The 23,094-nt window shown below is 73.3% G+C and carries 21 protein-coding genes; 14 read left to right on the top strand and 7 right to left on the bottom strand.

The window, feature by feature from the left end; genetic code table 11:
- Positions 1-32: 32 nt before the first annotated feature.
- Both QSK20_RS22525 and QSK20_RS22520 read left to right on the top strand, forming a co-directional pair.
- Positions 33-521, top strand: a complete 489-nt coding sequence (locus QSK20_RS22525; protein WP_285790585.1) for a hypothetical protein — start codon at positions 33-35, stop codon at positions 519-521.
- A gap of 308 nt (positions 522-829) precedes the next feature.
- Positions 830-1,387 carry an HNH endonuclease gene (locus tag QSK20_RS22520; protein ID WP_285790584.1) on the top strand — a complete coding sequence of 186 codons (558 nt, stop codon included), beginning with the start codon at positions 830-832 and terminating at the stop codon, positions 1,385-1,387.
- 304 nt (positions 1,388-1,691) lie between these two features.
- Here the strand turns inward: QSK20_RS22520 and QSK20_RS22515 are convergent, their stop codons facing one another.
- The 3 genes from QSK20_RS22515 to QSK20_RS22505 all read right to left on the bottom strand — a co-directional run bounded on the left by QSK20_RS22515 (position 1,692) and on the right by QSK20_RS22505 (position 3,953).
- Positions 1,692-2,711 (bottom strand): class F sortase, encoded by a 1,020-nt coding sequence (locus QSK20_RS22515; RefSeq protein WP_502888987.1) that lies wholly within the window; start codon positions 2,709-2,711, stop codon positions 1,692-1,694.
- Positions 2,712-2,723: 12 nt separating this feature from the next.
- Positions 2,724-3,305 (bottom strand): hypothetical protein, encoded by a 582-nt coding sequence (locus tag QSK20_RS22510; protein ID WP_502888986.1) that lies wholly within the window; start codon positions 3,303-3,305, stop codon positions 2,724-2,726.
- 168 nt (positions 3,306-3,473) lie between these two features.
- On the bottom strand, positions 3,474-3,953 hold the full coding sequence (locus tag QSK20_RS22505; protein WP_285790583.1) for an Lrp/AsnC family transcriptional regulator: 480 nt from the start codon (positions 3,951-3,953) through the stop codon (positions 3,474-3,476).
- Positions 3,954-4,097: 144 nt separating this feature from the next.
- On the opposite strand from QSK20_RS22505, the gene QSK20_RS22500 reads away from it, so the two are divergent.
- From QSK20_RS22500 to QSK20_RS22485, 4 genes are all read left to right on the top strand, one after another.
- Positions 4,098-5,000, top strand: a complete 903-nt coding sequence (locus tag QSK20_RS22500) for a tryptophan 2,3-dioxygenase (protein ID WP_285790582.1) — start codon at positions 4,098-4,100, stop codon at positions 4,998-5,000.
- Positions 5,001-5,136: 136 nt separating this feature from the next.
- A complete protein-coding gene (locus QSK20_RS22495) occupies positions 5,137-6,603 on the top strand; it encodes an amidase (protein WP_285790581.1) in 1,467 nt (488 codons plus the stop codon).
- A 54-nt stretch (positions 6,604-6,657) separates the two neighbouring features.
- Positions 6,658-6,963 (top strand): aa3-type cytochrome oxidase subunit CtaJ, encoded by a 306-nt coding sequence (gene ctaJ / locus QSK20_RS22490; protein ID WP_435830280.1) that lies wholly within the window; start codon positions 6,658-6,660, stop codon positions 6,961-6,963.
- On the top strand, positions 6,950-7,357 hold the full coding sequence (locus QSK20_RS22485; RefSeq protein WP_285790580.1) for a DUF5130 family protein: 408 nt from the start codon (positions 6,950-6,952) through the stop codon (positions 7,355-7,357). Before ctaJ ends, QSK20_RS22485 begins: the two co-directional genes overlap by 14 nt.
- A 72-nt stretch (positions 7,358-7,429) precedes the next feature.
- Here the strand turns inward: QSK20_RS22485 and QSK20_RS22480 are convergent, their stop codons facing one another.
- Together QSK20_RS22480 and pepN are read right to left on the bottom strand one after the other, a co-directional pair.
- Positions 7,430-7,990, bottom strand: a complete 561-nt coding sequence (locus QSK20_RS22480) for a Uma2 family endonuclease (protein WP_285790579.1) — start codon at positions 7,988-7,990, stop codon at positions 7,430-7,432.
- 78 nt (positions 7,991-8,068) lie between these two features.
- Positions 8,069-10,618 (bottom strand): aminopeptidase N, encoded by a 2,550-nt coding sequence (gene pepN, locus QSK20_RS22475; protein ID WP_285790578.1) that lies wholly within the window; start codon positions 10,616-10,618, stop codon positions 8,069-8,071.
- 238 nt (positions 10,619-10,856) lie between these two features.
- Here pepN and QSK20_RS22470 point away from each other — a divergent pair, with 238 nt between their 5' ends.
- The 4 genes from QSK20_RS22470 to QSK20_RS22455 all read left to right on the top strand — a co-directional run bounded on the left by QSK20_RS22470 (position 10,857) and on the right by QSK20_RS22455 (position 13,679).
- Positions 10,857-11,477, top strand: a complete 621-nt coding sequence (locus tag QSK20_RS22470; RefSeq protein ID WP_285790577.1) for a DsbA family protein — start codon at positions 10,857-10,859, stop codon at positions 11,475-11,477.
- Between the two features lie 171 nt (positions 11,478-11,648).
- Positions 11,649-11,879, top strand: a complete 231-nt coding sequence (locus QSK20_RS22465; protein WP_285790576.1) for a hypothetical protein — start codon at positions 11,649-11,651, stop codon at positions 11,877-11,879.
- A gap of 46 nt (positions 11,880-11,925) precedes the next feature.
- The gene (locus QSK20_RS22460) at positions 11,926-13,125 is read left to right on the top strand and encodes a DUF1015 family protein (RefSeq protein ID WP_285790575.1); all 1,200 of its coding nucleotides are present in this window, start codon (positions 11,926-11,928) and stop codon (positions 13,123-13,125) included.
- Positions 13,126-13,211: 86 nt separating this feature from the next.
- Positions 13,212-13,679, top strand: a complete 468-nt coding sequence (locus QSK20_RS22455) for a ribose-5-phosphate isomerase (RefSeq protein WP_285790574.1) — start codon at positions 13,212-13,214, stop codon at positions 13,677-13,679.
- A gap of 67 nt (positions 13,680-13,746) precedes the next feature.
- On the opposite strand, the gene QSK20_RS22450 is transcribed toward QSK20_RS22455, so the two are convergent.
- Positions 13,747-14,073 carry a hypothetical protein gene (locus QSK20_RS22450; RefSeq protein WP_285790573.1) on the bottom strand — a complete coding sequence of 109 codons (327 nt, stop codon included), beginning with the start codon at positions 14,071-14,073 and terminating at the stop codon, positions 13,747-13,749.
- Between the two features lie 110 nt (positions 14,074-14,183).
- Here QSK20_RS22450 and QSK20_RS22445 point away from each other — a divergent pair, with 110 nt between their 5' ends.
- Positions 14,184-14,723, top strand: coding sequence for a hypothetical protein (locus QSK20_RS22445; RefSeq protein WP_285790572.1), 540 nt, complete (start codon positions 14,184-14,186; stop codon positions 14,721-14,723).
- A gap of 313 nt (positions 14,724-15,036) precedes the next feature.
- Here QSK20_RS22445 and QSK20_RS22440 read toward each other — a convergent pair whose 3' ends face one another.
- A complete protein-coding gene (locus QSK20_RS22440) occupies positions 15,037-17,064 on the bottom strand; it encodes a hypothetical protein (RefSeq protein WP_285790571.1) in 2,028 nt (675 codons plus the stop codon).
- 245 nt (positions 17,065-17,309) lie between these two features.
- On the opposite strand from QSK20_RS22440, the gene QSK20_RS22435 reads away from it, so the two are divergent.
- The 3 genes from QSK20_RS22435 to QSK20_RS22425 all read left to right on the top strand — a co-directional run bounded on the left by QSK20_RS22435 (position 17,310) and on the right by QSK20_RS22425 (position 23,067).
- Positions 17,310-18,107 (top strand): S1 family peptidase, encoded by a 798-nt coding sequence (locus QSK20_RS22435; RefSeq protein WP_285790570.1) that lies wholly within the window; start codon positions 17,310-17,312, stop codon positions 18,105-18,107.
- Between the two features lie 345 nt (positions 18,108-18,452).
- Positions 18,453-22,067 carry a non-ribosomal peptide synthetase gene (locus QSK20_RS22430; RefSeq protein WP_285790569.1) on the top strand — a complete coding sequence of 1,205 codons (3,615 nt, stop codon included), beginning with the start codon at positions 18,453-18,455 and terminating at the stop codon, positions 22,065-22,067.
- A 16-nt stretch (positions 22,068-22,083) separates the two neighbouring features.
- Positions 22,084-23,067 (top strand): aldo/keto reductase, encoded by a 984-nt coding sequence (locus QSK20_RS22425; protein WP_285790568.1) that lies wholly within the window; start codon positions 22,084-22,086, stop codon positions 23,065-23,067.
- Positions 23,068-23,094 lie beyond the last annotated feature (27 nt).

Raw genomic sequence — 23,094 nt, 5'->3', positions numbered from 1 at the left:
GGCCGCGTCGACGTTGGCCGATGGTGGCGGCTGTGGCGGTGGCAGTGGTGTGCGCCACCCTGTTGACCACGGCGGCGGTGGTGGCCGGTCGGGTGCAGGCGGACGCCGAACGCGGAGAGGCGACCCCCGAGGCCGCGGTGACCGTGTGGGTGCTCCGGCTTAGCGCGGGCGAGCGCATCGGGTTGTCGCGGGTGCTGGCCAACGAGCGGCACGACGAGCTGCGCGACCAGTGGCAGGTGTACCGGGCCGCGATGGAGCGCAGTGGGCGACCGCCGTCGAAGGTGGAGACGGTCGGCCGCCTGGTCGTCGACGAGCGCGGCGAGGATCGCGCCCTGGTCGTGGCGCAGGTGCGCGGGGTCTGGTGGGACGGACCCAACGCGATGGCCGGCGCGGCACACCCGTGGCGGTGGGAGACGCGGCGGGATGCCGGCGGGTGGCGCGTCTGGTCGGCCGAGCTACCGCCATGGTGCGGCACCCATGTCCGGGCCGATCTCTGCCCGCAGGAGCGACCGCAGCAGTAGCACCGGACCGGTAGCCATCGATGCCGTCACAAGATCATCGGGCACAGATTCGGCACAACTGAGCCCGGAAACGGGTGTAAGACGTCGACAGCCGTTGAGGGGTGTCGCCCTGCTCTGACGCCGGGTCTGTCCGATCTGCGCTGATCGATGGTCCGCATCTCGCATTAGTGCGTGCAATCCGGGGTCCGATCAGGGACGATTGGCGCACGGAACGTCGGTGATCCTTCCGGCGTCGGCCGCGGCTGGGTTCGTGTTGCCCGCGGTCGGCCGCGAGGACGCGACGCGGCTAGACCCGGAGGGTGAGCACGATGCCTGACATACGACCCGCAACAGGCTCCGGCGCGTTGGTCCTCAACGCCACCTACGAGCCGTTGTGTGTCGTGTCGGTCCGGCGGGCCGCGATCCTGGTGCTCACCGCCAAGGCCGTCTGCGTGGCCGACGGTGACGGTGTCCTGCACAGCGCCTTCGACGCGCTGCCGGTCCCCTCGGTGGTCCGCCTCACCCGGTTCGTCCGGGTGCCGTACCGCACCCACGTCGGGCTCTCCCGACGGGCGATCTTCGCCCGGGACGGGTGGCGGTGCGCGTACTGCCGGGGCCCCGCCGAGACCATCGACCACGTCTTCCCGCGCAGCCGGGGCGGCCGGCACGCCTGGGAGAACGTGGTCGCCGCCTGTGCGCGCTGCAACCACACCAAGGGCGACAAGACCCCGGCGGAGCTGGGTTGGCGACTGCACGTCCTGCCGGTGGCCCCCAAGGGCACGGCGTGGCGGGTGCTCGGCCACCGTGCGCCCGACCCCCGCTGGGCGGACTGGCTCGACCTGCGGGAGGGCGAGTCGGTGGCCGCGCCGGTCGCCGAGGCGGCCTGAGCGGGGCTCCGTGCGGGCTCTGGGTGGCGGGGTTCGGGTCCTGAGGCGATGGGGTCCGGGGCTGGGGTGGTGGGGTTCCGGGCAGCCCGACCCGCTCCGGGCGGTCAGGCTTGGTCCCTGCGCGGGCCGGGCTGCCCGGAACCCTGACCCGGTCCGGGTGGGCGGTCCCTGACCCGGTCCGGGTGGGCGGTCCCTGACCCGGTCCGGGTGGGCGGTCCCTGACCCGGTCCGGGTGGGCGGCTCCGTGGCCCGGTCCGGGTGGGCGGCTCCGTGGCCCGGTCCGGGTGTCGGCTTCGTGGGCTGGTCAGGGGTGGCGTGCCTTGACCAGTGAGGCGAAGACGACGACGTTGTCGGCGTAGCCGGTCGCACCGCCCACCCAGCGGCCACCACAGGTGATCAGCCGCAGGTTGGGGCGGCTGAAGTCGCCGAAGACCTCGTCCACCGGTAGTCGTTCCTTGTCGAACCGTTCCACCGCGTTCACTTCGAAGACCGCCACCGACCGGTCGGACCGGTCGACCTCGATCCGGTCGCCGGACCGCAGCCGCTTCAGGTCGTGGAAGACCGCCGGCCCGGTCGAGGTGTCCACGTGGCCGACGATCACCGCCGGGCCGTACTGGCCCGGGGTCGGGCCCTGGTCGTACCAGGCGGCCTCGTGGGCGCGTTTCTCGTCCGGTACGCCGATCGTCCCGTCGGCGGCGAGCCCGACGTGGTGGACGGGCGCGCGTAGGTCCAGCGCCTGGATCTCGATCTCCACCGGTGGGCTCTCCGGCAGCACCGGGAACTTCCGGGGCGGCGGACGCAGGCCGGCACCGAGCCGGTCCGGCAGCAGACTGGTGCCGGTGACCTGCTCGACCCCGAGCATTCCCATGACCAGCACCATCAGCGTGGCGACCACCAGCACCGGGGCGCCCGGACCCGAGCGCGCCGACCGCCGTCCCGCCCACCGTCGGGTGGGCGTCGTCCGGCGTGGGTCGACCGCCTGCCGCCGGGTGGCCGGGTCGACGACCAGCAACCCCGCCCGGCTCGCCTCGGCCGCCACCCTCCGCAGCCGGCGCAGCCCGCGTCCCAGGCCCCGACCGATCCCGAGGCCGGCGTGGCCGAGGGCGACACCCCCGTGCCGCACCAGGACAGTGTCGTGTCGCAGTCCCCGCCCGACGAGGACGAGCGACCACCACAGGGCACGGACCAGCCCGACCGCGCCGTGCCCCAGCAGGACGGGCAGCCGCCCCGGGCCGGGACCCTGGTGCCGGGCGGTACGAGCGGGAGCCGATCGTCGGGTCGCCCGACGGTCCCGACGCGGGTGGCGCTGGCGTGAGCCGGCCATGGCGTACCCCGGTCAGGGGCTCCCGGGCCGGCGGCGGCTGCCGAACAGGCCCAGCCCGGCCGCGACGGCGGCGGTCACCAGGCCGCCCACGAGCAGCAGCGAGCCCGGCCCCCGGCCGCCGGAGGTCCCCCCGCCGCCGGTCGCCGGTCCCTTGCTCGGCTGGGTCATGTTCAACACCGTCAGCACGGTGCTCGCCCGGTCGCCGTTCGGGCAGCGCAGCTCCACCGGATAGTCACCCGGGGCGGTGTCCGGCGGGACGGTCACCGCCCCGGTGAGGAAACCGCTGTCGGCGCGGTTGCCGTTGGGGTCGGGCTCGTTGGCGTTCGGGTCGTTGCCGCCCCACCGGTCGTCGTGCGGGCGGAGCACCACCCGGCCGAAGGCGTCGGACGTCGCCTCCGCCTGCCGGTTGTTGTTCCGGTCGCAACTGGCCCGGATGTCCACGCGGCTGCCGGCCTGGACCGTGCTCGGCCGCACCTCGATGAAGACGTTCTCCCCCGCGTGGGCGGGGGCCTGTGTGGCCAGGACGAAGACCCCGACCAGTGCGATCATGACCAACGCCGCCGACACGGCGCGGCCGGGTCCGTGACCCCGCATGATCCTCCCCTTCCCGGCACCGGTGGTGCGCTGGGCGACCCGCCCTGCATTCCCGTTGCCGGAGAGGCAAACCCGACCCCGCCCGCCCCCGGGCGGCCCCGCGTCGGCCGGTTCGGGGGCATCGGCCGGGCGGGGCGGACCGGTTCGGCGGCGGCCGGGCGGGGCGGGTCAGCGGCGACGGCCGGGCGGCTCCGGACGGTCGGTCGGCTCCGAGGCGAGCGGGGTGACCGGCTGCCAGCCGAGCGGAGTGGAGAGGACCATGGTGCTGGACGGCTGGCCGTACGGGGCGAGGCGGTCGATCACCGCCTCGAACTCGTCGATCGAGCCGGCCGCGACCTTGAGCATGCTGCACGCGTCCCCGGTGATCCGGTGGATCTCCAGGATCTCCGGCCAGTCGGTGACGGTCGGGTCGTGCAGTATGCACCGGGGGCCGTAGCAGGACATCCTGATCAGGGCGAGAACGCTCCGGCCGGCCCGGGAGAGATCCACGTGGGCGTGGTAGCCGGTGATCACCCCGGACTCCTCCAGCCGGCGTACCCGCTCGGCGACCGCCGGTGGGGAGAGGTGGACCCGACGGGAGAGCTCGCTGAACGACAGGCGCGCGTCGGCCTGCAACTCCCGCAGCAGCGCCCAGTCCATGTCGTCCACGCTGAACCTTCCTTTCCTGAAGTGCTTCGACCCTTCCACCTTTGCTCCGACAGGTGGCCAAGGGCAAGGACCGTCGTTCCGGCATTCCATCTGACGTTCCGCCCGCGAGATCATGAGTGGACCGGCTCACGGAGGGAGACACAGGTGGAGAAGACGGACCTGCGGGCGCCCACCCTGACCGCGACGGTGCGCCCGCTGACCCCGCGGCAGCGCGCGGCCCGGGCGGACCGCAACGGTGGCAGCCCGACGCTGGAGTTCACCGACCGCGTTCCGTACGACGCGTACGTGCACGCCAGCACGCTGCACACGCTGCAACAGCCGCTCAGTGACGACCCGGGCGAGATGTCCTTCCTGATGATCAGCCAGATCATGGAGCTGTACTTCGGGCTGGCCTGCCACGAGCTGCGGGAGACCCAGCGGCTGCTCCGCGCCGACCGGATCGCCGACGCGTTGGCTCCGCTGCGTCGTACCGCCCTGCACCTGGAGGGGCTCAACGCCGCCTGGAAGAGCCTGCGCTGGATGACGCCGGCCGACTTCAACCGGTTCCGCGACCTGCTCGGCGAGGGCTCGGGATTCCAGTCGGCGAAGTACCGGGAGCTGGAGTTCCTGCTCGGGCTCCGCAACGCGGCGCTGATCCGTCCGTTCCGGCGGCAGACCGAGGTGTACGCGCAACTGCGCGCCGGGATCGAGGCGCCGAGCGTGTGGGACGACGTGATCGCCCTGCTCGCCCGGCACGGGTTCGACCTGCCGGCCGACCTCCTCGACCGCGACGTGACCGTCGAGCACGAGTCGCACCCGCTGGTCGAGTCGGCCTGGGTGCACGTCTACGCCGACGCCGGGCCCGACAACCATCTCCGGCTGCTCGGCGAGGCGCTCACCACGGTCGCCGAGGAGTTCGGCGACTGGCGGTACCAGCACCTCAAGGCGGTGCAGCGCGCCATGGGCGCCAAGGTGGGCAGCGGCGGCTCGGCCGGGCTGTCCTGGCTGCGCCGCAGCATGGAGCGGGTGGTCTTCCCGGAACTCTGGTCGGCCCGCACCGCCATGTGACCACCTGCCGCCGTGAGCGGTGAGGTGGAGTGGGGTGGGGTGGGGTGGTAGCAGGGGTCCCCTGTTACTCGTTCTTGATGAGGAGGGGGCCCCTGCAAACACCCCAGCCCCCTACAAGCAGGGGCAGGATGACGTCATGGCCGAGCCACACGACCTGAACGCGTTGGAGCAGGCAGACGCCCTGGCCCGGGGCGACCTTTCCAGCGTCGAGCTGGTCGAGCACCATCTCGTCCGGGTCGAGGCGCTGGGCGACACCGTCGGGGCGTTCGTCACCGTCACCCCGGAGGAGGCCCGCCGGGCGGCCCGGGCCGCCGACGCGGTGCCGCCCGCCGAGCGGGGCCCGCTGCACGGCGTACCGACGGCGGTGAAGGACCTGACCCTCACCGCCGGGGTACGGACCACGTTCGGGTCGGCCGCCTTCGCCGACTTCGTGCCGATGGTCGACGCCGACGTGGTGCGGCACCTGCGGGACGCGGGGCTGGTCAGCCTCGGCAAGACCACGACCTCGGAACTGGGCTGCTCGCTCTACTCCGAGGGGCTGGTCGCGCCGCCGGCCCGGAATCCGTGGCATCTGGCGTACACGGCGGGTGGATCCTCCGGTGGCGCGGCGGCGGCGGTCGCCGCCGGGCTGGTGCCCGTCGCGCAGGGCTCCGACGGGGGCGGCTCGGTGCGCATCCCGGCCGCCCTGTGCGGCCTGGTCGGCCACAAACCGAGCCGTGGGCTGGTCTCCGGCGGTCCGCTCGGCTCCGGCGCGTTCGGCCTGCCCACCAACGGACCGATCGGCCGGACCGTCGCCGACGTGGCCGCGCTGCTGGACGTCATGGCCGTCCCGGTGCCGGGGGAGCCCTACCTGCCGCCTCCGCCGCCGCCCGGTGGTCACCTGGCCGCGGCCCGCCGGGCCGCGCCCGGCCGGCTGCGGGTGGGGCGGTTCACCCGCCCGATGCTCGTCGACGGACCGGTCCACCCGGACTGCGTGGCCGCCGTCGACCGGGCCGCCGCGCTGCTCGCCGGGGCGGGGCACGAGGTGGTCGAGGTGGATCCGCCGCTCGGCCCGGAGTGCTGGCCGCTCTTCGAGACCCTCTGGTACGTGCTGTCGCTCGCCCCGGTCACCCCGGAACGGGAGGGCGACCTGCTGCCGCTGACCCGGCTGATGCGTGAGCGGGGCAGCCGGATCTCCGCCGCCGCCCTGACCGGCACCCTCGCCGAACTCCAGGCGCTGGTCCGCCTCGGTGCCCGGCGGACCGCCGGGGTCGACCTGTTGCTCTGCCCGACCGTGGCCACGCCGCAGGCTCCGGTCGGCTGGTTCCACTCCGGTGTCGACCCGGCGGAGGACTTCGACCGGCAGCGGCGGTTCTCGCCGTACTGTGCGGTTTTCAACCTGACCGGCCAGCCGTCCGTCTCGCTTCCGGTCGGCCGTACCGGCGAGGGGCTCCCGGTGGGTGTCCTCCTCACCGGTCGGTACGGCGACGACGCGCGGCTGTTGGCCGCTGCCGCCGAGGTCGAACGGGCCGACGGCGGGTGGGATCATCGCCACCCCGCGATATGGCGGGCCGTCGGCTCCGCTAACGTGAACAGCAGCGGGGTCGGAGGGGCGACACCATGACGCCCGATCCGGCCCGGTGGATCTGGTCTCTCTTTCCGCCTGGGGGCGTTGGGATTGTCTGTTACCGAGACGTTGCTGGTCTTCGTCGGCATCCCGGCGGCGGCGACGCTGGTGATCGCCGGGTTGGCCCTCGCCAGTGGTGGTCGCGGCGGCCGTGGTGGTGCCAAGCGCTACCGGCCGGGCCGGCCCTTCGACTTCACGCCGGTCTGGTTCCTCGGCCGGCCCGAGCAGCTGGCCGACTCGGCCGGCACGGCGCTGGCCGCGGGCGCACAGGCCCCGGCGTTGAGCAGCCGCAAGCAGGAGCAGGCCGGCATCGAGGCGCCGGTCGGGGTAACCGGAGGCGCAAGTGACCGTTGGTGAGAAGCAGATCGAGGCGGGCAACCCGCCCGAGGTGCTGGACGGCCCCTTCACCACCCGGCAGCTGCTCCGCATCGACGAGGCGCTGCGCCTTGCCGACCAGGGCACCGGGCTGGTCTTCTCGGTCTTCGTCGGCGGGCTCGACGAGCCGACCCGCGAGCACGCCGAGCGGCTGCACCGGCAGCTCGCCGAGCCGGAGCGTTCGGTCCTGATCGCCGTGTCGCCCAACCAGCGTCGGCTGGAGGTCGTCACCGGCAAGCAGGCCCGCAAGCGCATCCCCGACACGTACGCCAAGCTCGCCGCGCTCTCCATGGTCGCGGCCTTCGGCGGCGGCGACCTGGCCGGCGGGATCATCAACGGCCTCGACCAGCTCGCCACGCACGCCGGCAAGGGCTGACCCACCTTCGACGCGACGACACCCGGTCCGCCGCTCGGCGGGCCGGGTGTCGGTGTCTGCGGGTCCGCAGGGTCAGCGGGGCCAGGTGGCCGGGGTGAGGGTCATCGGCCAGGGCTCGGTCACCGTGACCGGGTCGTCCGGCCCGACCGTGCCGACCAGCCGGTAGTGGTCTCCCTTGGCCAGCTCGTACCGGTGGATCACCGGGCCGAAGTCGCCCCGTTCCACCCGCCAGTAGGCGGGAATGCCGGCCTCGGCGTAGAGCGCGGGCTTGGTGAACCGGTCGTGCCGCCGGCTGCTCGGCGACTCCACCTCGACGACGAGCGCGACGTCGACCGGCTCGGCCCACATGCCGTCCGCAGGCACGCCGGGTCGGAGCACCGTCACGTCCGGGATCAGGTTGCCGCCGGGGACGCGTACCCCGATCTCCCGGATCACCCGCCACCCCTCCGGCGCGGCCTGTCGCAACGCCATCCGGATGTCGTCCGCCAGCTCGTGGTGCGCGTATCCGGCCGGTGGGGTCACGTGCAGGCTCCCGTCGACGATCTCGTAGCGGTTTCCGTCCTCCGGCAGGTCGCGCAGGTCCTCCTCGCGCCAGGCCCGCGCGGGCGGTCGCCACTGGGTCGGCTGTGCCATCACGTCCACCTCCGTCGGTAACCGTAACGGGCCGGGGCGGGCACGGGTTACCCCCGCGCCCGCCCCGGTCGGTGCCCGTCAGGCGCTCTGGGCGTCCCTCTCGCGGGCCTTCAGCGCCCGCACCACACCGTCGCGCCCCTCGGCGACCAGCCGGCGCAGCGGGCCCGGGTGTCCCTCGCCGGCCAGCCATGCGTCGGTCGCGGCCACGGTGTCCTCCGAGACCAGGTACGCCGGGTACGCCAGCTGGGTGAACTCCTGCGCCGGCTCGCTGTCCCGGTTGGCCCAGACCTGCGCCACGGTGGCGAAGTACCGCTCCCGGTAGGGCGCGACCAGTTCCACCTGCGTCGGGTGCGCGAAGCCCTGCAACAGCGCCCGGTTACGCCAGTTCGGCAGCGCCTCCGCGCCGGTGAGCTGGGCCCAGACCGCGGCCTTGTTCTCCGGCGTCGGCACCAGCGCGTGCGCGTACGCGGCCTCCCGCTCGCCGCTGGCGGTCTTGTCGCGGGCCAGCTCGGCCTCGATCTCGGGGGCGCCGGCGCGACCGTTGGCGACCAGCGACTGAAGCAGCGACCAGCGCAGCTCGGTGTCGATGGTGAGCCCGGTCGGCACGTTCGACCCGTCCAGCCAGCCCCGCAGGGTGGCCAGGTCCTCCGCGGAGCGGGCCGCCGAGATGTACGTCCGTGCCCAGGCGAGCTGGAAGCCGCTGCCCGGCTCGGCGGCCTGCATCGCCGTCTTCGTGGTGCGGGCCAGCTCCGCCCAGCCGGTCGGGGCCCACGCCGGGTCGGCGTAGAAGACCAGCGTGCTGACCGCCTGGCGGAGCGTCGCGGTGACCAGGTTGATGTCGGACTCGGCGGGCAGCCCGGCGAGCGCCAGCGCCACGTAGTCGCGGGCGGAGAGTTCCGCGTCCCGGACCATGTCCCACGCGGCGGTCCAGCACAGCGCCCGGGCCAGCGACGACTCGAAGCCGGCGATGTGCTGCACCACGGTGGACATCGACCGCTCGTCGAGGCGGAGCTTGGCGTAGGTGAGGTCGTCGTCGTTGAGCAGCAGCACGTCGGCGGCCGGCTTGCCGTGCAGCGCGCTGAGTTCGGTCAGCTCGCCGGTCACGTCGACCTCGATCCGGTCCCGGCGAGTGAGCCGGCCGTCGGCCAGGTCGTAGAGGCCGACCCCGATCCGGTGGGTACGCAGCGTCGGGTGCCCGGCCGGGGCGTCCTGGTGCACGACCACCCGCTCGTAGCTGCCGTCGTCGCCGATGACGACCTCGGGACGCAGCGTGTTGACCTGGGCGGTCTCCAGCCACTGCGCGGCGAACTTGCGCAGTTCCCGACCGGAGGCCGACTCCAGTTCGGTGAGCAGGTCGTCGAAGGTGGCGTTGCCCCAGGCGTGCTTGCCGAAGTAGCTGCGCAACCCGGCCAGGAACGGCTCCATCCCGACGTACGCCACGAGCTGCTTGAGCACGCTCGCGCCCTTGGCGTACGTGATGCCGTCGAAGTTGACCTCGACCGCCTCCAGGTCCGGCATCTCGCAGTAGACCGGGTGGGTGGAGGAGAGCTGGTCCTGCCGGTAGCCCCAGTTCTTGCGGACGGAGAGGAAGGTCGTCCAGGCGTCGGTGAACCGGGTGGCGTGGGTGTTGCACCAGTGGCTGGCCCACTCGGCGAACGACTCGTTCAGCCACAGGTCGTTCCACCAGCGCATGGTGACCAGGTCACCGAACCACATGTGCGCCATCTCGTGCAGGATCGTGTTGGCGCGCTGCTCGTACTCGAAGTCGGTGACCTGCGAGCGGAAGATGTAGTGCGACTCGGCGTGCGTGACGCAACCGAAGTTCTCCATCGCCCCGGCGTTGAAGTCGGGCACCCAGAGCTGGTCGTACTTCGGCAGCGGGTACCGCACGCCGAACTGCTCGTGGAAGAAGTCGAAGCCCTGCCGGGTGACGAGGAACAGGTCGTCGGCGTCGAGGTGCTGGGCCATCGACGCCCGGACGAAGAGGCCCAGGTCGATGCCGTCGTGGGTGTCCCGCACCTCGTGGTACGGACCGGCGCAGAGCGCGGTGATGTAGGTGCTCATCCGCGCCGACTCGACGAAGTGGACGGTCTTGCACCCCTCGGCGGCCGGCTCCTCCCGCTCGACCGGCATGTTGGAGACCACCCGCCAGTGCTCGGGGACGGTGGCGTGCCAGGTGTAGACGCTCTTCAGGTCGGGCTGGTCGAAGCAGGCGAAGACGCGCTGCGCGTCGGCGGTCTCGAACTGGCTGTACAGGTAGGTCTCGCCGTCCACCGGGTCGACCGTGCGGTGCAGGCCCTGCCCGCTCGTCGAGTACGCGAAGTCGGCGTCGACCACGAGGGTGTTCTCGGCGGCCAGTCCCGGCAGCGTGAGCCCCTTCTCGGCCGACCAGCCGCCGGTGTCCAGCGGCGTGCCGTTGAGCGTCGCGGACCGCACCGCCTCGGCCGCCACCTCGATGAAGGTGCTCGCCCCCGGCTCGCTGCACCGGAACCGGACCTCGGTCACCGAGTTGAACGTGTGCCCGTCGGCTGGCTGGACCGCCGACGACAGGTCGAGCTTGATGTCGTACCCGGTCACGTCGAGCAGGCGGGCCCGCTCGGTCGCCTCGACCTGCGTCAGGTTGCGCACTCCCGGCACTGTCTGTCTCCATCCCACTGTCAACGGCGTCCTTGCCAGCTTGCCGGCCCGGTGGCCGGACCGACAGCGGATTCGAGTCTTCCATGCAGACGCCCTGCCGGGGTGGCGAGGTTGTCCCGCCCGGTGGCCGAGGTCACCGTGGGATGCGCTGCCGGGCGGCGGTGCGGGAGACGAAGATCGGGGGAGGTGCCGCGCCGCCGGCGCGGCCGGGTTCGCGAAGGGAATCACCGTGGCCGAACGCGTCACCGTCGACATGTGGTTCGACCCGACCTGCCCGTGGGCGTGGGTCACCTCCCGCTGGCTGCTGGAGGTCGAGCGGGTCCGTCCCGTGGACGTCCGCTTCCACGTGATGAGCTTGTCGGTCCTCAACGAGGGCCGGGAACTGCCCGAGCGCTACCAGGAGCTGATGCGGTCGGCCTGGGGGCCGGTCCGGGTCTGCGTCGCCGCCGAGCAGCGGTACGGCAACGAGGTGCTCCGGAAGCTCTACACCGCGCTCGGTACCCGCATCCACCTCGGTGGCCAGCGGGGCCCGGAGACCATCGCGGCGGCGCTCGCCGACGCGGAGCTGGACCCGGCGCTGGCCGAGGCGGCCACCAGCACCGACCACGACGACGCGCTGCGGGCCAGCCACCACGCCGGCATGGACCCGGTCGGCTACGACGTCGGCACCCCGGTGATCCACGCTCCCGGCCCGGACGGCAAGCCGGTCGCGTTCTTCGGCCCGGTCGTCACCCCGGCCCCGAAGGGCGAGGCGGCCGGACGGCTCTGGGACGGCGTCCTCCTGGTCGCCGGCACCCCCGGGTTCTTCGAGCTGAAGCGTTCCCGGGACGTCGAGCCCAGCTTCGAGTGACCGGGGCGGGGCCCGGCCGTCGCCTGTCGAGGGGGATGGCCGGGCCCTCGCCGGCCGCACCCGGTGTCCGTTCGCCGGCCACGTCCCGTCACCGGGCATCGGGGTGGTCGTTGCATCCGGTGTCGCTCCCGCCGGTCCGTTCCGGACCGCGCCCGACCCGGAGGAATCCCGATGGCGAACCACCGCCGTGTGTCCACCCGTGAGGCCGCCCGCCGGCCCGTCGCCGAGCCGGTCGGTGAGTCGTACTGGTCGGTGGACGCCGGTGCCTGGTCGTCCGTGCGGCCGGGCCTGCCCGCGCACCTGGTGGACCTGCTGGCCCCACCGATCGTGGTCGGGGTGGCGCGGGCTTCCGGCCGGTCGAACCGCTTCGGCGGAGGAGTCCCGCGCCCGGGACCGCGCTGACAGGGGGCCCTCTTTTCACCTGGTGGACCCGGTAGCGTCAACGCACATGACGGTCGTGCATCCGATCGCCCGGGCCTGGATCACCACTGGCGGCACCGGCGCGCAGAACTACGACGAGTTCGCCGACGACGCGGAGATCACCGCGATCATCGAGGCGAACCCGCACAGTGCCCTGGGCATCGAGATGCCCCACCGGGCCCCGGAGAGCCTGGGCAAGGCGTTCCTCGACGCCCTCCCCGACGCGGCGGCCCGGCTCGCCGAGGCCAAGGCCGACGGCAGCTACACCCCGGCGGAGCAGGTGGTCGTGCTCTACCGGATCAGCGCGGCGGGGGAGGAGCCCGCGTACGGGATCTTCGCGATGGTCGACACCGACCAGATCTCCACGAGCCGGGACGAACCAGGCCTGGTGATCCGGAACGAGGACGTCTTCATCGCCAAGGTGCGGGAGCGGGTCGCGCTGGCCGAGACGCTCGGGCACCTGCTGTCCCCGGTGCTGCTGCTCCAGACCGGCACCGGCGAGGAGCTGCACGCCCGGCTCGCCGCCGCCACCGACGCGGCCGGCCCGCCCGCCGCCACCGACACCGACCAGGCCGGGCGGACCCACGCGATCTGGCTGGTCGGCCCGGGCCCGGAGCAGGACGCGCTGACCGCCCTCGCGGGCGGCGGGGAGCTGGTGGTCGCGGACGGCAACCACCGCAGCCTGGCCGCGCAGACCGGTGAGCTGCCGCGTTTCCTGGCCGTGGTCACCACGCCCCGCTCGGTGGCGATCCAGCCCTACAACCGGCTGGTCAGCGAGCTGACCAGCAGCCCGGAGGAACTGCTCGACCGACTCCGCGCGGCCGGCGCGGAGATCAGCCCGATCGACGGCCCGGTGGAGGTCCCGGCGGCCGGCGGCACCGTGCACCTCCGCCTTCCCGGCGGGGGGTACGCGGTCACCCTGCCCCACGGCGAGCAGGGACGACTGGAGAACCTCGACCACGCGCTGGTCGAGCGGCTGCTGCTGCGGGACGCCCTCGGGCTAGACCCGGGCGACAAGCGGATCACCTACGTCGGCGGCGACTACCCGGCGAGCTGGCTGACCGGCGAGGTGGACGCGGGTCGCGCCGAACTCGCCGTCCTGATCGCGTCGGTGACCGTGGACGACTTCGTGGCGGTCAACCTGGCGCGGGAGAAGATGCCCCGCAAGAGCACCTGGTTCACCCCGAAGGCCCGGGGTGGCCTGGTGGTGGCAGAGCTGTCCCGCTGACCCGTACGCCCCGGTGATGTGACGAACCGGCTCCGCGGTGCCGCCCTCGGCGACACCGCGGAGGACGGCCTGACAGACTGCGCGGTATGCGCGTCTACCTGGGTTCCGACCACGCCGGTTTCGAGTTGAAGGTGCACCTCGCCAACCACCTGGCCACGCAGGGGTACGAGCTGGTCGACGTCGGCCCGCACGCTTTCGACCCCGACGACGACTACCCCGCGTTCTGCCTGCACACCGGAGACCGGGTGGTGCGCGACCCGGGCAGCCTCGGGGTGGTCATCGGCGGCTCGGGCAACGGCGAGCAGATCGCCGCGAACAAGATCGCCGGGGTGCGGGCGGCGCTCGCCTGGAACATCGACACCGCTCAGCTGGCGCGGCAGCACAACGATGCCAACGTGGTCGCGGTCGGCGCCCGGCAGCACACGCTGGACGAGGCCACCGCGATCGTGGAGGCGTTCCTTGCTACGCCGTTCTCCGGCAACGAGCGGCACGCCCGCCGGATCGCCCAGGTCGCCGCGTACGAGACCTCCGGCAAGCTGCCCGACCTGCCCTGAGGCGTGCGGACCTGCCCTGCGGGGTGCGGACCGGTCCGGATGGGCGGACCGGTCCACGGCCGGCGGGTCAGCGACCGGAGCGGGGCAGTTCCTCGCGGGGCACCCAGTTGCGTCGCACCAGCACCAGCCGGGCTTCCGCCTCGGCCACGTCCTGCGCGGTGGGTCGGCTGGCGTCCCGTGCCCGCAGCGCCGCCGTGATGCCGACCTGCGAGGTGCCCGAGCCGACCAGACCACGCAGGCCACGGTCGCCGTCGCGTTCCTCCGGCCCACCACGGCGGCTCGGGGCGGGTGTCCCGTCGTGCGTCCCGGCGGTCGTCGCCGAACCACCCGCCTGCTCCCGGTCGTGTCCGGTCGGGTGCCGCAGGCGCCGTCGCCGACGCTCGGTGTCCGCCATCCGCCGACGGTACCGCACCGGGGGATGCGCGCGCGGGGCCTGCGGTACGCGCTGGCTACCCTCGGAAGGGACAGACCGATCCGCAGGGCCGGCGTCAGGGAGGAAATGAGATGTCAGACCAGACACAGCCGTGGGCGGAGCGGACCGTCGAGGTGCCGAAGGACTCCGGCCCGGTGGTTCCTCCCCAACGGGACGGGTTCCAGCGGGGAGTGGCGTCGGTCGGCCGGCCGAAGGCTCCGCGTACCGAGACGTTCCCGGCGGTCGAGTCGGAGGAGCCGACGGGCTGGTTCTCGCCCGGTCCCAGCCGTCCGCTGAGCTGGTATCTGGCGCAGTGGCGCAACGGGGCCGAGTGGACCGCCGCCGGAGGGCTGTTCGCCTTCGTCTGCTGGGGCATCTGGGCGATCTCCTCCCGGGGTGACCTGACCTCCCCGGTGGTGACCTTCCTGCTCACCCTCGTGGTCGCCGCCGGTCTCTTCGCGCTCGCCCGGCTGCTCGGCCGGCTGGTGTGGGAGCGGCAGCTCGGCCGGGTGCGGCGCAGCGCGCGGGGAGCCCACGCGGTGACCGCGATCTTCCTGGTCGGTGTCGGTGTCGCCTATCTCCAGCAGACCGACTGGGTGGTCTCCGCCTGGAACTGGGTCACCGGCGGCTGAGGCGTACCGCAGGGCGGAAATGACGCCCGGGTGGGTCGGCATCGTGCCGCCCGCCCGGGCGTCGTCGTCGCGGCCCACCGCGACAGCGGTCCTCCTCCACCAGGCCGACCGGGCTTACCCGGTCGACCGGGGTTCATCCCACCGGGCCCGCCCGCCCGCCGCGTTGGTTGGTAGCAGGGGCCCCCTGTTACCGCTTTTTGCCGAGCAGGGGGCCCCTGCAAACACCCGACGCGCCGCAACACCCGACGCCGCAACACCACGCGGGGCGAGCACCCGGCACGGCGAGCACCCGGCACGGCGAGCAACTGAGCGGTCAGCCGGTGGGGGCGGTGCAGGGGACTCCCGTGCAGGTGTCCACCAGCGTGCCGGAGTCGAGGAAGCGCGCGATCATCGCCCGGATCTCCGGTGAGTTCCGGGGGTGCCCGTGCGGGTCGAGACCCTCGCGGGGCGGCACGTTGCCGGCCGGTGGCGCGGGCGAGCCGCTGTCGACCATGACCAGCACGCTTCCGGCGTAGGGCAGCGCCGGGACCGCCGGGATGCCCCAGAACGGTACGACGTCGGGGCTGCGACCGGCCGCCAGCGCCGGGGTGCGCAGGCGTGCCCCGATGGTGCGGGCCTGCACCTCGGTGGCGATGTTGGCCACCTGGTGGTCGCCGAACGCCTCGATCATGATCACCTGCTTGGCCGGGGTGCCGGGCAGCGGGTCGCCGGTGAGGTGGTGCAGGTAGCCGTTCGCCTCGCCCCGGTCCCAGAGCATCTGCGCCAGGGCCAGGCAGAGCTGCTGGTCGACCGGGTCGGGGTAGGCGTTGTGGAAGACCGGGTGGAACTGGTCGAAGTCGACGCTGCGGTCCAGCAGCGTCGAGTAGTTCGCCGCCGGTACGCCGAGCGCGCAGCGGGTGAAGTCGGTGGCGACGGCGCAGAGCGCCCCGCCGAGGATCCCGCCCTGGCTGTTGCCGAGGTAGACGAGTTGGCCGGTACCGGTGCGGGTGAGCGGACCGGTCTCGTCCCGGAAGGCGTCCTTCGCGGCGGCGCCCCGGGCGTGGATCAGCGCGCGGCCGAGGTAGAGGAAGTTCAGGAAGGACTGCTGGGTGCGGTCCGGGATCGTGCCGAACCGCGAGAAGTCGCCGAGCGAGCGGATGACGTTCGGGACGTCCGTGGTCGCCATGCCGATCCACGGGGTGGCGCAGAGCATCGAGTTCGACTCGTTCGAGTACTGCTTGAGCTTGCGGGAGTCGATCTCGGTGGGAGAGCCGAGCAGGCCGTGGCCGTACAGGGTCGGCCGGGCCGGGGCGGCGGCGCTCGCCGATCGGGGGATGTTGCAGTAGAACTTCGCCGTGATGTTCAGGCTGCGCTGCTCGGGCAGCCCGTCGGGGCCGTAGTTCAGCCGCGAACCGGGTGGGCCGAGCGGGGTGTCGAGGTAGCTCGGTACCCGTACGCTGCCCTCGACCTGCCGTCGGATGTCCGGGTCCTGCTCGACGGTGTAGTCGGTGACCTTGTCCACGGTCACCACCGGGGAGGCCGTGCCGAGTTGGCCGAACGCCTCGTCCCGCATGTGCCGGACGCGTTCGGTCAGGCTGCGCTCGCTGGCCACGGTGAAGTCCCACGCGAGGTGCAGGGCGGCCGGGTCGACCCCGGCGGTGGAGAGCGCGCCGATCGCCCGCTGCGCGTACTCCCAGCGGCGGTGCAGCGCCGGGTCGGCCGGCGCGGTGGGCGCCCGCAACGTGGCGAACAGCTCCGACGCCGGAATCGTCGTCCCGGCCGAGTCGCGCAGGTGGCGCAGGCCGACCGCGTACCGGGTGTTCTCGTCGAGGTTGCGGGCCGGCCGGATGATCAGCGCCTGGCGGTCCGGGTCGTCGGCGGCGTTGGCGTCGAGTTCGGCCCAGTACGGGTGCCGTTCCCCGGTCCTGGTGTTGACCAGCACGATCGGGGCGTCCGGTGCGAGGGACCGACCGATGTCGGTGGACGGGGCGATCCCGGAGGTCACCGGGTCGAGCCCCGGTATCCGGGTGAGCAGCATCGATCCGGGGGAGAAGCCGTCGTTGCGGTTCCAGTCCGTCGGGTCGATGTTGGTGCCGAAGATGTTCTCCGGCATCGCCGCGCGTTGCAGGTCGACCCGGATCCCGGTGTCGGTGGCCGGGTCGGCGACGGTGTACAGGTCGCTGGGGAACGGCAGCAGACAGGCGGCCGGGTCGACCGGGTCGCAGCCGTCGGCCAGGCTCCCGGCGCCCCCGTCCCCGGCGCGTGGCGGGGGCGCGGCGGTCGCCGGTACGGCGGCGGCGGGCACGGCGAGCAGCAGCGCCAGGACGGCGGAGCGGAGTACGTACGCGCTTCGTGGACGCATGGGCCCCTCCGGGAGCGGGTGGCCGGCAGGTTACGCCCATCACACCCCGTACACATATGGACGTCAATACGTAACGCGGGGTTGATCATTGTGCATGATGGACGATCGGATGGTCCGGGTGGCGGTATGACGAATGCGGAATAGTCGCCATCCATTGCCAATCTTCGATGGAAAAACGTAGGCTTCCGCCATCGTGACCTCGGCACGCCGACGGCGTGCCACCCCCAGGTTCGGGAGGCTCCCCCATGGCACCCTGGCGCAGATTCCTCCGCCGTACGGCTGTCGCGTTGGCGGCGGTGACCGTCGGTTCCTTCGTCGTGGCGGCTCCGGCCGTCGCCCAGCCCGAGGCCGACGTGACCCCGCAGGTCGTCGGCGGCACGCGGGCCACCCAGGGCGAGTTCCCGTGGATGGTGCGGCTCTCGATGGGCTGTGGCGGCTCGCTCTACAGCCCGAACCTGGTGCTGACCGCGGCGCACTGCGTGGGCCGGACCGGGTCGAACACCAGCATCACCGCCACCCTCGGGGTGGTCGACCTCCAGTCGTCCAGCCGGATCACGGTCCGCTCGAACTACGTCTACCGGGCGCCCGGCTACAACGGTTCCGGTGACGACTGGGCCCTGATCCGGCTCGCCACCCCGGTCACCACGCTGCCGACCCTGAAGATCGCCAACACCACCGCGTACGACAACGGGATGTTCACCGTGGCCGGCTGGGGTGCGGCCCGTGAGGGCGGGGCCCAGCAGCGGTACCTGCTGAAGGCGCAGGTGCCCTTCGTCGACGACGCCACCTGCCAGTCCAACTACGGCGGCGACATCATCCCGGCCGAGGAGATCTGCGCGGGCTACGCCAGCGGCGGGACCGACACCTGTCAGGGTGACTCCGGTGGCCCGATGTTCCGCCGGGACGCCGCCAACGCCTGGGTCCAGGTCGGCATCGTGAGCTGGGGCAACGGCTGTGCCCGTCCCAACTACCCCGGTGTCTACACCCAGGTGAGCTACTACGCCTCGGCGATCGCCTCGGCGGCGGCCAGCCTCGGCGGCTGACCGGTCGACGCCCGGCGCGACCGGCCGACCGCCGCGCGCCGGGCGGACGTCCCGAGGGACGTGCACCACCTGCCCGGCGGTGGGGACCCCGCCGCTTCCGCCGGGACGGATTCCACGGTGGCCCGGTCGACGGACATCCCGTCGACCGGGCCACCGGTGTGTCCGGTTCGACCCCGAACCGTCCCGTGAGCAGGACTTCCGGCGCCGGGAATGCTGTCACCTAAAGTTACATATTCCCATGGCTCGATGTTTGCTCTAGTGTCCCTGCGCAGCAGCGAGTGATGTCTGTCACCTGTGGACGGTGTCGGCGCTGCGTCGGGCCCGGCAGAGGACGTTGGGGGCGGCATGAGATCCGGTGACACCGGCTCGGCAGTACCGGTCCACGCCGGTGACGGCCTCACCTACCGGTACACCGTTGTCCGACCGGCGGTCCGCGCCGCCCACGACCACGCCGCCGCGGCGCTGCTGGCCGCCGTCGAGCTGATCGACCGGCTCGGGCGGGAGCTTCCGGTCCGGGTCCGGACCGGTGTCGAGACCCTCGACCTGCCGGAGTGGCCGGCGAGCCTGCACCGGCTCCCCGGCGGACCGGCCCGCGCCACCGTCCGGTCGCTGGCCGCCGTCGGACCGCCCGTCGACGGCGACCCCGGAGCCCTGGTGGTGCTCCTCGACGACGACCCGGGAGTCGACCCGACCACCGGGCCGCTGCTGCTCCCCGACGGCGACCCCGGAACCGACCTGGTCACCGTGCCGGTGCTGTTCCGTGCCACGGTCACCGCCGACGGGGTCACCGCCGTGGTCCACTGCGCCCCCGCCGATCCCTGGTCGGTGAGCGTGCCGGCGGTGGCCGAGATCTTCGCCGAGGTGTTCGCCGCGCTGCTGGCCGACCCGCGGCTTCCGTCCGGTCGGGCTCCCGCGGTCGGCCCGGTCACCCGGGCACTGGCGTTCGGCCGCCGGGCCGGACGGGCGGTGGACGACACGCCCTTCCGGGCGATCCCCGCCCTGATCGAGGAACGGGTCGACGCGCATCCGGACCGGCCCGCCGTCGCCTTCCGGGGACGCCGGCTCAGCTACCGGCAGCTCGACGAACTGGCCAACGGCTTCGCCGCCGGGCTCGCCGCCCGGGGCGTGACCCGTGGCGACGTGGTGCCGGTCCTCCTCGCCGACGGGCTGGAACTGCCGGTCGCGTACCTGGCGCTGATGAAGCTCGGGGCGGCGTTCGTCCCCTTCGACCCGGGGTGGCCCGCCGACCGCCTGCACGCCGCCCTGGCGGTGGTCCGCCCCCGGCTGATGGTCACCGCCGCCCCGGACGACGCGCACCCGGTGCCGACCGTGCCGGTGCGGCTCGACGCCGTCCCGCCCACCGCCACCCGGCCCGGCGTCCCGATCGGACCCGACGACCTGATCTACGGGATCTTCACCTCCGGCACCACCGGCACCCCGAAGTGCGCGATGAACCGGCACGACGGGCTCGCCAACCGGTTCCGCTTCATGACCCGCTGGTTCCACGCCACCGGCGACGAGGTGGTGCTCCAGAACAGCCGGCACACCTTCGACTCCTCGGTGTGGCAGTTGTTCTGGCCGCTCGCCACCGGCGGCCGGGTCGTCGTGCCGGTGCAGGGCGGCTTCCTCGACGTCGAGGCCACCGTCCGCACCATCGCCGACGAGCGGGTCACCATGACCGACTTCGTGCCGAGCATCCTCGGGCTCCTGGTGGCCATGGTGGACCGGGACCCGGACGCCCGCCGGGCGATCAGCACCCTGCGCCATCTGATCGTCGGCGGCGAGGAGATCGACCCGGCGGCGGTGCACCGGCTCGGCGAGCTGGTGCCGGCCATCGCGGTCACCAACGGGTACGGCCCGACCGAGGCGTCCATCGGCATGGTCTTCCACCCGGTCACCCCCGCCGACGGCGACACCATCCCGATCGGCCGACCGATCGACAACTGCCACGCGGCGGTGGTCGACGCGCACCTGCGTCCCCTGCCGCCCGGCGCGGTCGGCGAGATCGTCATCGGCGGTGTCTGCCTCGGCGCGGGCTACCTCGGCGCGCCCGCCCGCACCGCCGAGGTGTTCGTGCCCAACCCGTTGCCGGAGATCCCCGGCCGTCGGCTGTACCGCACCGGGGACCTCGGCCGCCTCGACGCGGACGGACGGCTGCACTTCGTCGGCCGCCGCGACTTCCAGCTCAAGGTCAACGGCGTCCGGATCGAGGCCGGCGAGATCGAGACCGCGGCCACCCGGTTCCCCGGGATCCACCAGGCCAAGGTCATCGTGGCCCGGGACGGCGGCAGCAGGTCCCTGGCCCTCTTCGTCGCCGCCGACCGCGAGGTGCCCGAACCACGGCTGCGGGAACACCTGCGTCGGCTGCTGCCCCGGACCAGCGTGCCCCGGCACCTGGTCGTCCTCGACGCCCTGCCGCTGACCCGCAACGGCAAGGTGGACCGGCGGGTGTTGCAGGCCCGCCTCGACGGCCTGCTCGACGAGCGGGCCACCCGGCTGTCCGGCGCCGGCGGCGGGCTCCCGGACCCGGTCCTGGCGGTGTTCCGGGCCGTCCTCGGCCAACCCGACCTCGACGCCGACACCGACTTCCTGGCCGCCGGGGGCGACTCGCTCCAGGCCGTCGCGGTGACCACCGCGCTCGCCGGGGAACACGGCGTCCCGCTCGGCGTCCAGGATCTCTTCGAGCACCCCACCCCCGCGCGGATGGCCGGGCTGCTGGCCCGGCGTCGGCGCGTCCCGGTCGCGCCCGAGGCGGACCTCGTCGCGGCCGACGCCCGTCTCCCCGTCGACCTGCTGGTCCGCGCCGCCGACCCGCGCCGGGAGGTCCGCAGCGTGCTGGTCAGCGGGGCGACCGGGTTCGTCGGCAGCCGCCTGGTGCACGAACTGCTCACCACCACCGACGTACGGGTGCACTGCCTGACCCGGGGCGCGGACGACACCGAGGCCACCGCCCGGGTGGTCCGGTCCCTGGCCGACCGGGGCCTGTGGGCGCCGCACCTGGCCGACCGGCTCGCCGGCTACGCCGCCGACCTGTCCCGCCCCGCCGTCGGCCTGGACGCCCGCACCTGGGACCACCTGGCCCGGGACTGCGACCTGGTGCTGCACGTCGGCGCGCTGGTCAACTTCCTCTTCGACTACCGCGCCCACCGGCGGACCAACGTGCACGGCACGGCCGAACTGCTCCGGCTGGCCCTGACGGACCGGCCGAAACCGCTGCACCACGTCTCCACCCTGGGCGTGCTCGACACCGAGGCGGCCCGGCACCGGCTGCCCCTGCCGGAGACCTTCGACCCGTCCGCCGCCACCCCACCGAGCAGCGGGTACAGCCGCTCCAAGTGGGTGGCCGAGCGGTACCTGACGGCCGCCCGCCGTCGGGGCGCGACGGTCACCCTGCTGCGCCTGGGCGAGGTGATGCCGGCCGCCGACAACGGGACACCGAACCGCCGTGCCCTCACCCACCTGCTGCTCGCCGTCGCCCACCGGCTCGGCATGCGGCCCGACGCCGCGGTCCGTTCCGACTGGACCCCGGTCGACTACGCGGTCCGCCGGATCGTCGCCGCCGTCGCCGACCGGACCGTCTGGGGGCGGGCGCTGCACGTGCTGCACCCGCAGAGCGTCGACTTCACCGAGCTGCCGGGCGGCGACGCCGTACCCCGGGTCAGCTGTGCCCGGTTCCTCGCCGCGCTGCGGGACGCGGTGACCGACGGCGACCGGGACGCGGCGGCGCTGCTGGCGCTCTTCCCCACCCGGCTCGGCGCGGACGAGGAGCAGCTCCGCGCGGTGTTCGGCGCGCTGCTCACGGACAACCCCCGGCTCTTCCGCCGGGACGGGTGCGACCGGCTGGAACGCCGGCACGGCCTCACCGACGCGGACCTCGGCCCGTCGGTCGACGCCTACCGGAGATGGCTGACCGGGCCGGGACGGACCGGCGGGGACCGGACCCCGGCCCCGGCAGCGTGACGAAAGGAACATGAGCATGCGTTATCGCAGGTTGGGCCGCCTCGGCTGGGAGGTCAGCGAGGTCGGGTACGGCATGTGGGGCATCGGTGGCGGCCCCGGCGGGTTCACCGGCTGGGACTACGACGTCGCCCCCCGCTGCCTCGACGAGGCGGTGGAGCAGGGGTGCAACTTCTTCGACACCGCCTGGGTGTACGGCCGGGGGGTCAGCGAACGCCTCCTCGGTGACCTGCTCCGCCGGCACCCGGACCGGCGGCTCCACGTAGCCACCAAGATCCCGCCGAAGAACCGGGAGTGGCCGCCCGGCCCGCAGGACACCCTCGACGACGTCTTCCCGGCCGACCACATCCGCGAGTACACCCGGTACAGCCTGGAGAACCTGGGCGTGGAGCGGATCGACCTGATGCAGTTCCACGTCTGGGAGGACCGCTGGGCCGCCGACGGACGCTGGCAGGAGACGATCGCCGACCTCAAGCGGGAGGGGCTGATCGACGGGGTGGGCATCAGCGTCAACCGCTGGGAGCCCACGAACTGCCTGGCCGCCCTGGACACCGGCCTGGTCGACGTCGTCCAGGTCATCTACAACATCTTCGACCAGGCCCCGGAGGACGAGCTGTTCCACCGGGCCCTGCGGGACGACATCGGGATCATCGCCCGCGTCCCGTTCGACGAGGGCACGCTGACCGGCACCCTCACCGCGGAGAGCACCTGGCCGCCGGAGGACTGGCGCAGCACCTACTTCGGACCGGAGAACCTGCTGCCCAGCGTGGCCCGCGCGGAGAAGCTCGCCGCCGACCTGCCGCCCGGGACCACCATGCCGGAGCTGGCGCTGCGCTTCATCCTGCACCACCCGGCGGTGAGCACGGTGATCCCCGGCATGCGCCGACCCGAGCACGTCCGCGCCAACCTGGCGGTCAGCGACGGCCGGCCGCTCGACCCGGAGCTGCTGGGCCGACTCCGCGCCCACCGCTGGGACCGTCAACCGACCTGGTGGTCGCAGTGAACCCGGCGGGACCGTGGCGGACGGGAG

The organism is Micromonospora sp. NBRC 101691 (assembly GCF_030269285.1).
Taxonomy (GTDB): Bacteria; Actinomycetota; Actinomycetes; order Mycobacteriales; family Micromonosporaceae; genus Micromonospora; species Micromonospora echinospora.
The sequence above is the reverse complement of the archived record's forward strand: the minus strand, read 5'-3'. Positions and strand labels throughout refer to the sequence as shown.

Excerpts from the sequence above, each read along its gene's own strand:
- QSK20_RS22520 (WP_285790584.1), top strand. The coding sequence starts at position 830 with ATGCCTGACATACGACCCGCAACAGGCTCCGGCGCGTTGGTCCTCAAC.
- QSK20_RS22515 (WP_502888987.1), bottom strand. The coding sequence starts at position 2,711 with ATGGCCGGCTCACGCCAGCGCCACCCGCGTCGGGACCGTCGGGCGACC.
- QSK20_RS22510 (WP_502888986.1), bottom strand. The coding sequence starts at position 3,305 with ATGCGGGGTCACGGACCCGGCCGCGCCGTGTCGGCGGCGTTGGTCATG.
- QSK20_RS22495 (WP_285790581.1), top strand. The coding sequence starts at position 5,137 with ATGGCCGAGCCACACGACCTGAACGCGTTGGAGCAGGCAGACGCCCTG.
- QSK20_RS22480 (WP_285790579.1), bottom strand. The coding sequence starts at position 7,990 with ATGGCACAGCCGACCCAGTGGCGACCGCCCGCGCGGGCCTGGCGCGAG.
- QSK20_RS22465 (WP_285790576.1), top strand. The coding sequence starts at position 11,649 with ATGGCGAACCACCGCCGTGTGTCCACCCGTGAGGCCGCCCGCCGGCCC.
- QSK20_RS22460 (WP_285790575.1), top strand. The coding sequence starts at position 11,926 with ATGACGGTCGTGCATCCGATCGCCCGGGCCTGGATCACCACTGGCGGC.
- QSK20_RS22455 (WP_285790574.1), top strand. The coding sequence starts at position 13,212 with ATGCGCGTCTACCTGGGTTCCGACCACGCCGGTTTCGAGTTGAAGGTG.
- QSK20_RS22450 (WP_285790573.1), bottom strand. The coding sequence starts at position 14,073 with ATGGCGGACACCGAGCGTCGGCGACGGCGCCTGCGGCACCCGACCGGA.
- QSK20_RS22445 (WP_285790572.1), top strand. The coding sequence starts at position 14,184 with ATGTCAGACCAGACACAGCCGTGGGCGGAGCGGACCGTCGAGGTGCCG.
- QSK20_RS22440 (WP_285790571.1), bottom strand. The coding sequence starts at position 17,064 with ATGCGTCCACGAAGCGCGTACGTACTCCGCTCCGCCGTCCTGGCGCTG.
- QSK20_RS22435 (WP_285790570.1), top strand. The coding sequence starts at position 17,310 with ATGGCACCCTGGCGCAGATTCCTCCGCCGTACGGCTGTCGCGTTGGCG.
- QSK20_RS22430 (WP_285790569.1), top strand. The coding sequence starts at position 18,453 with ATGAGATCCGGTGACACCGGCTCGGCAGTACCGGTCCACGCCGGTGAC.
- QSK20_RS22425 (WP_285790568.1), top strand. The coding sequence starts at position 22,084 with ATGCGTTATCGCAGGTTGGGCCGCCTCGGCTGGGAGGTCAGCGAGGTC.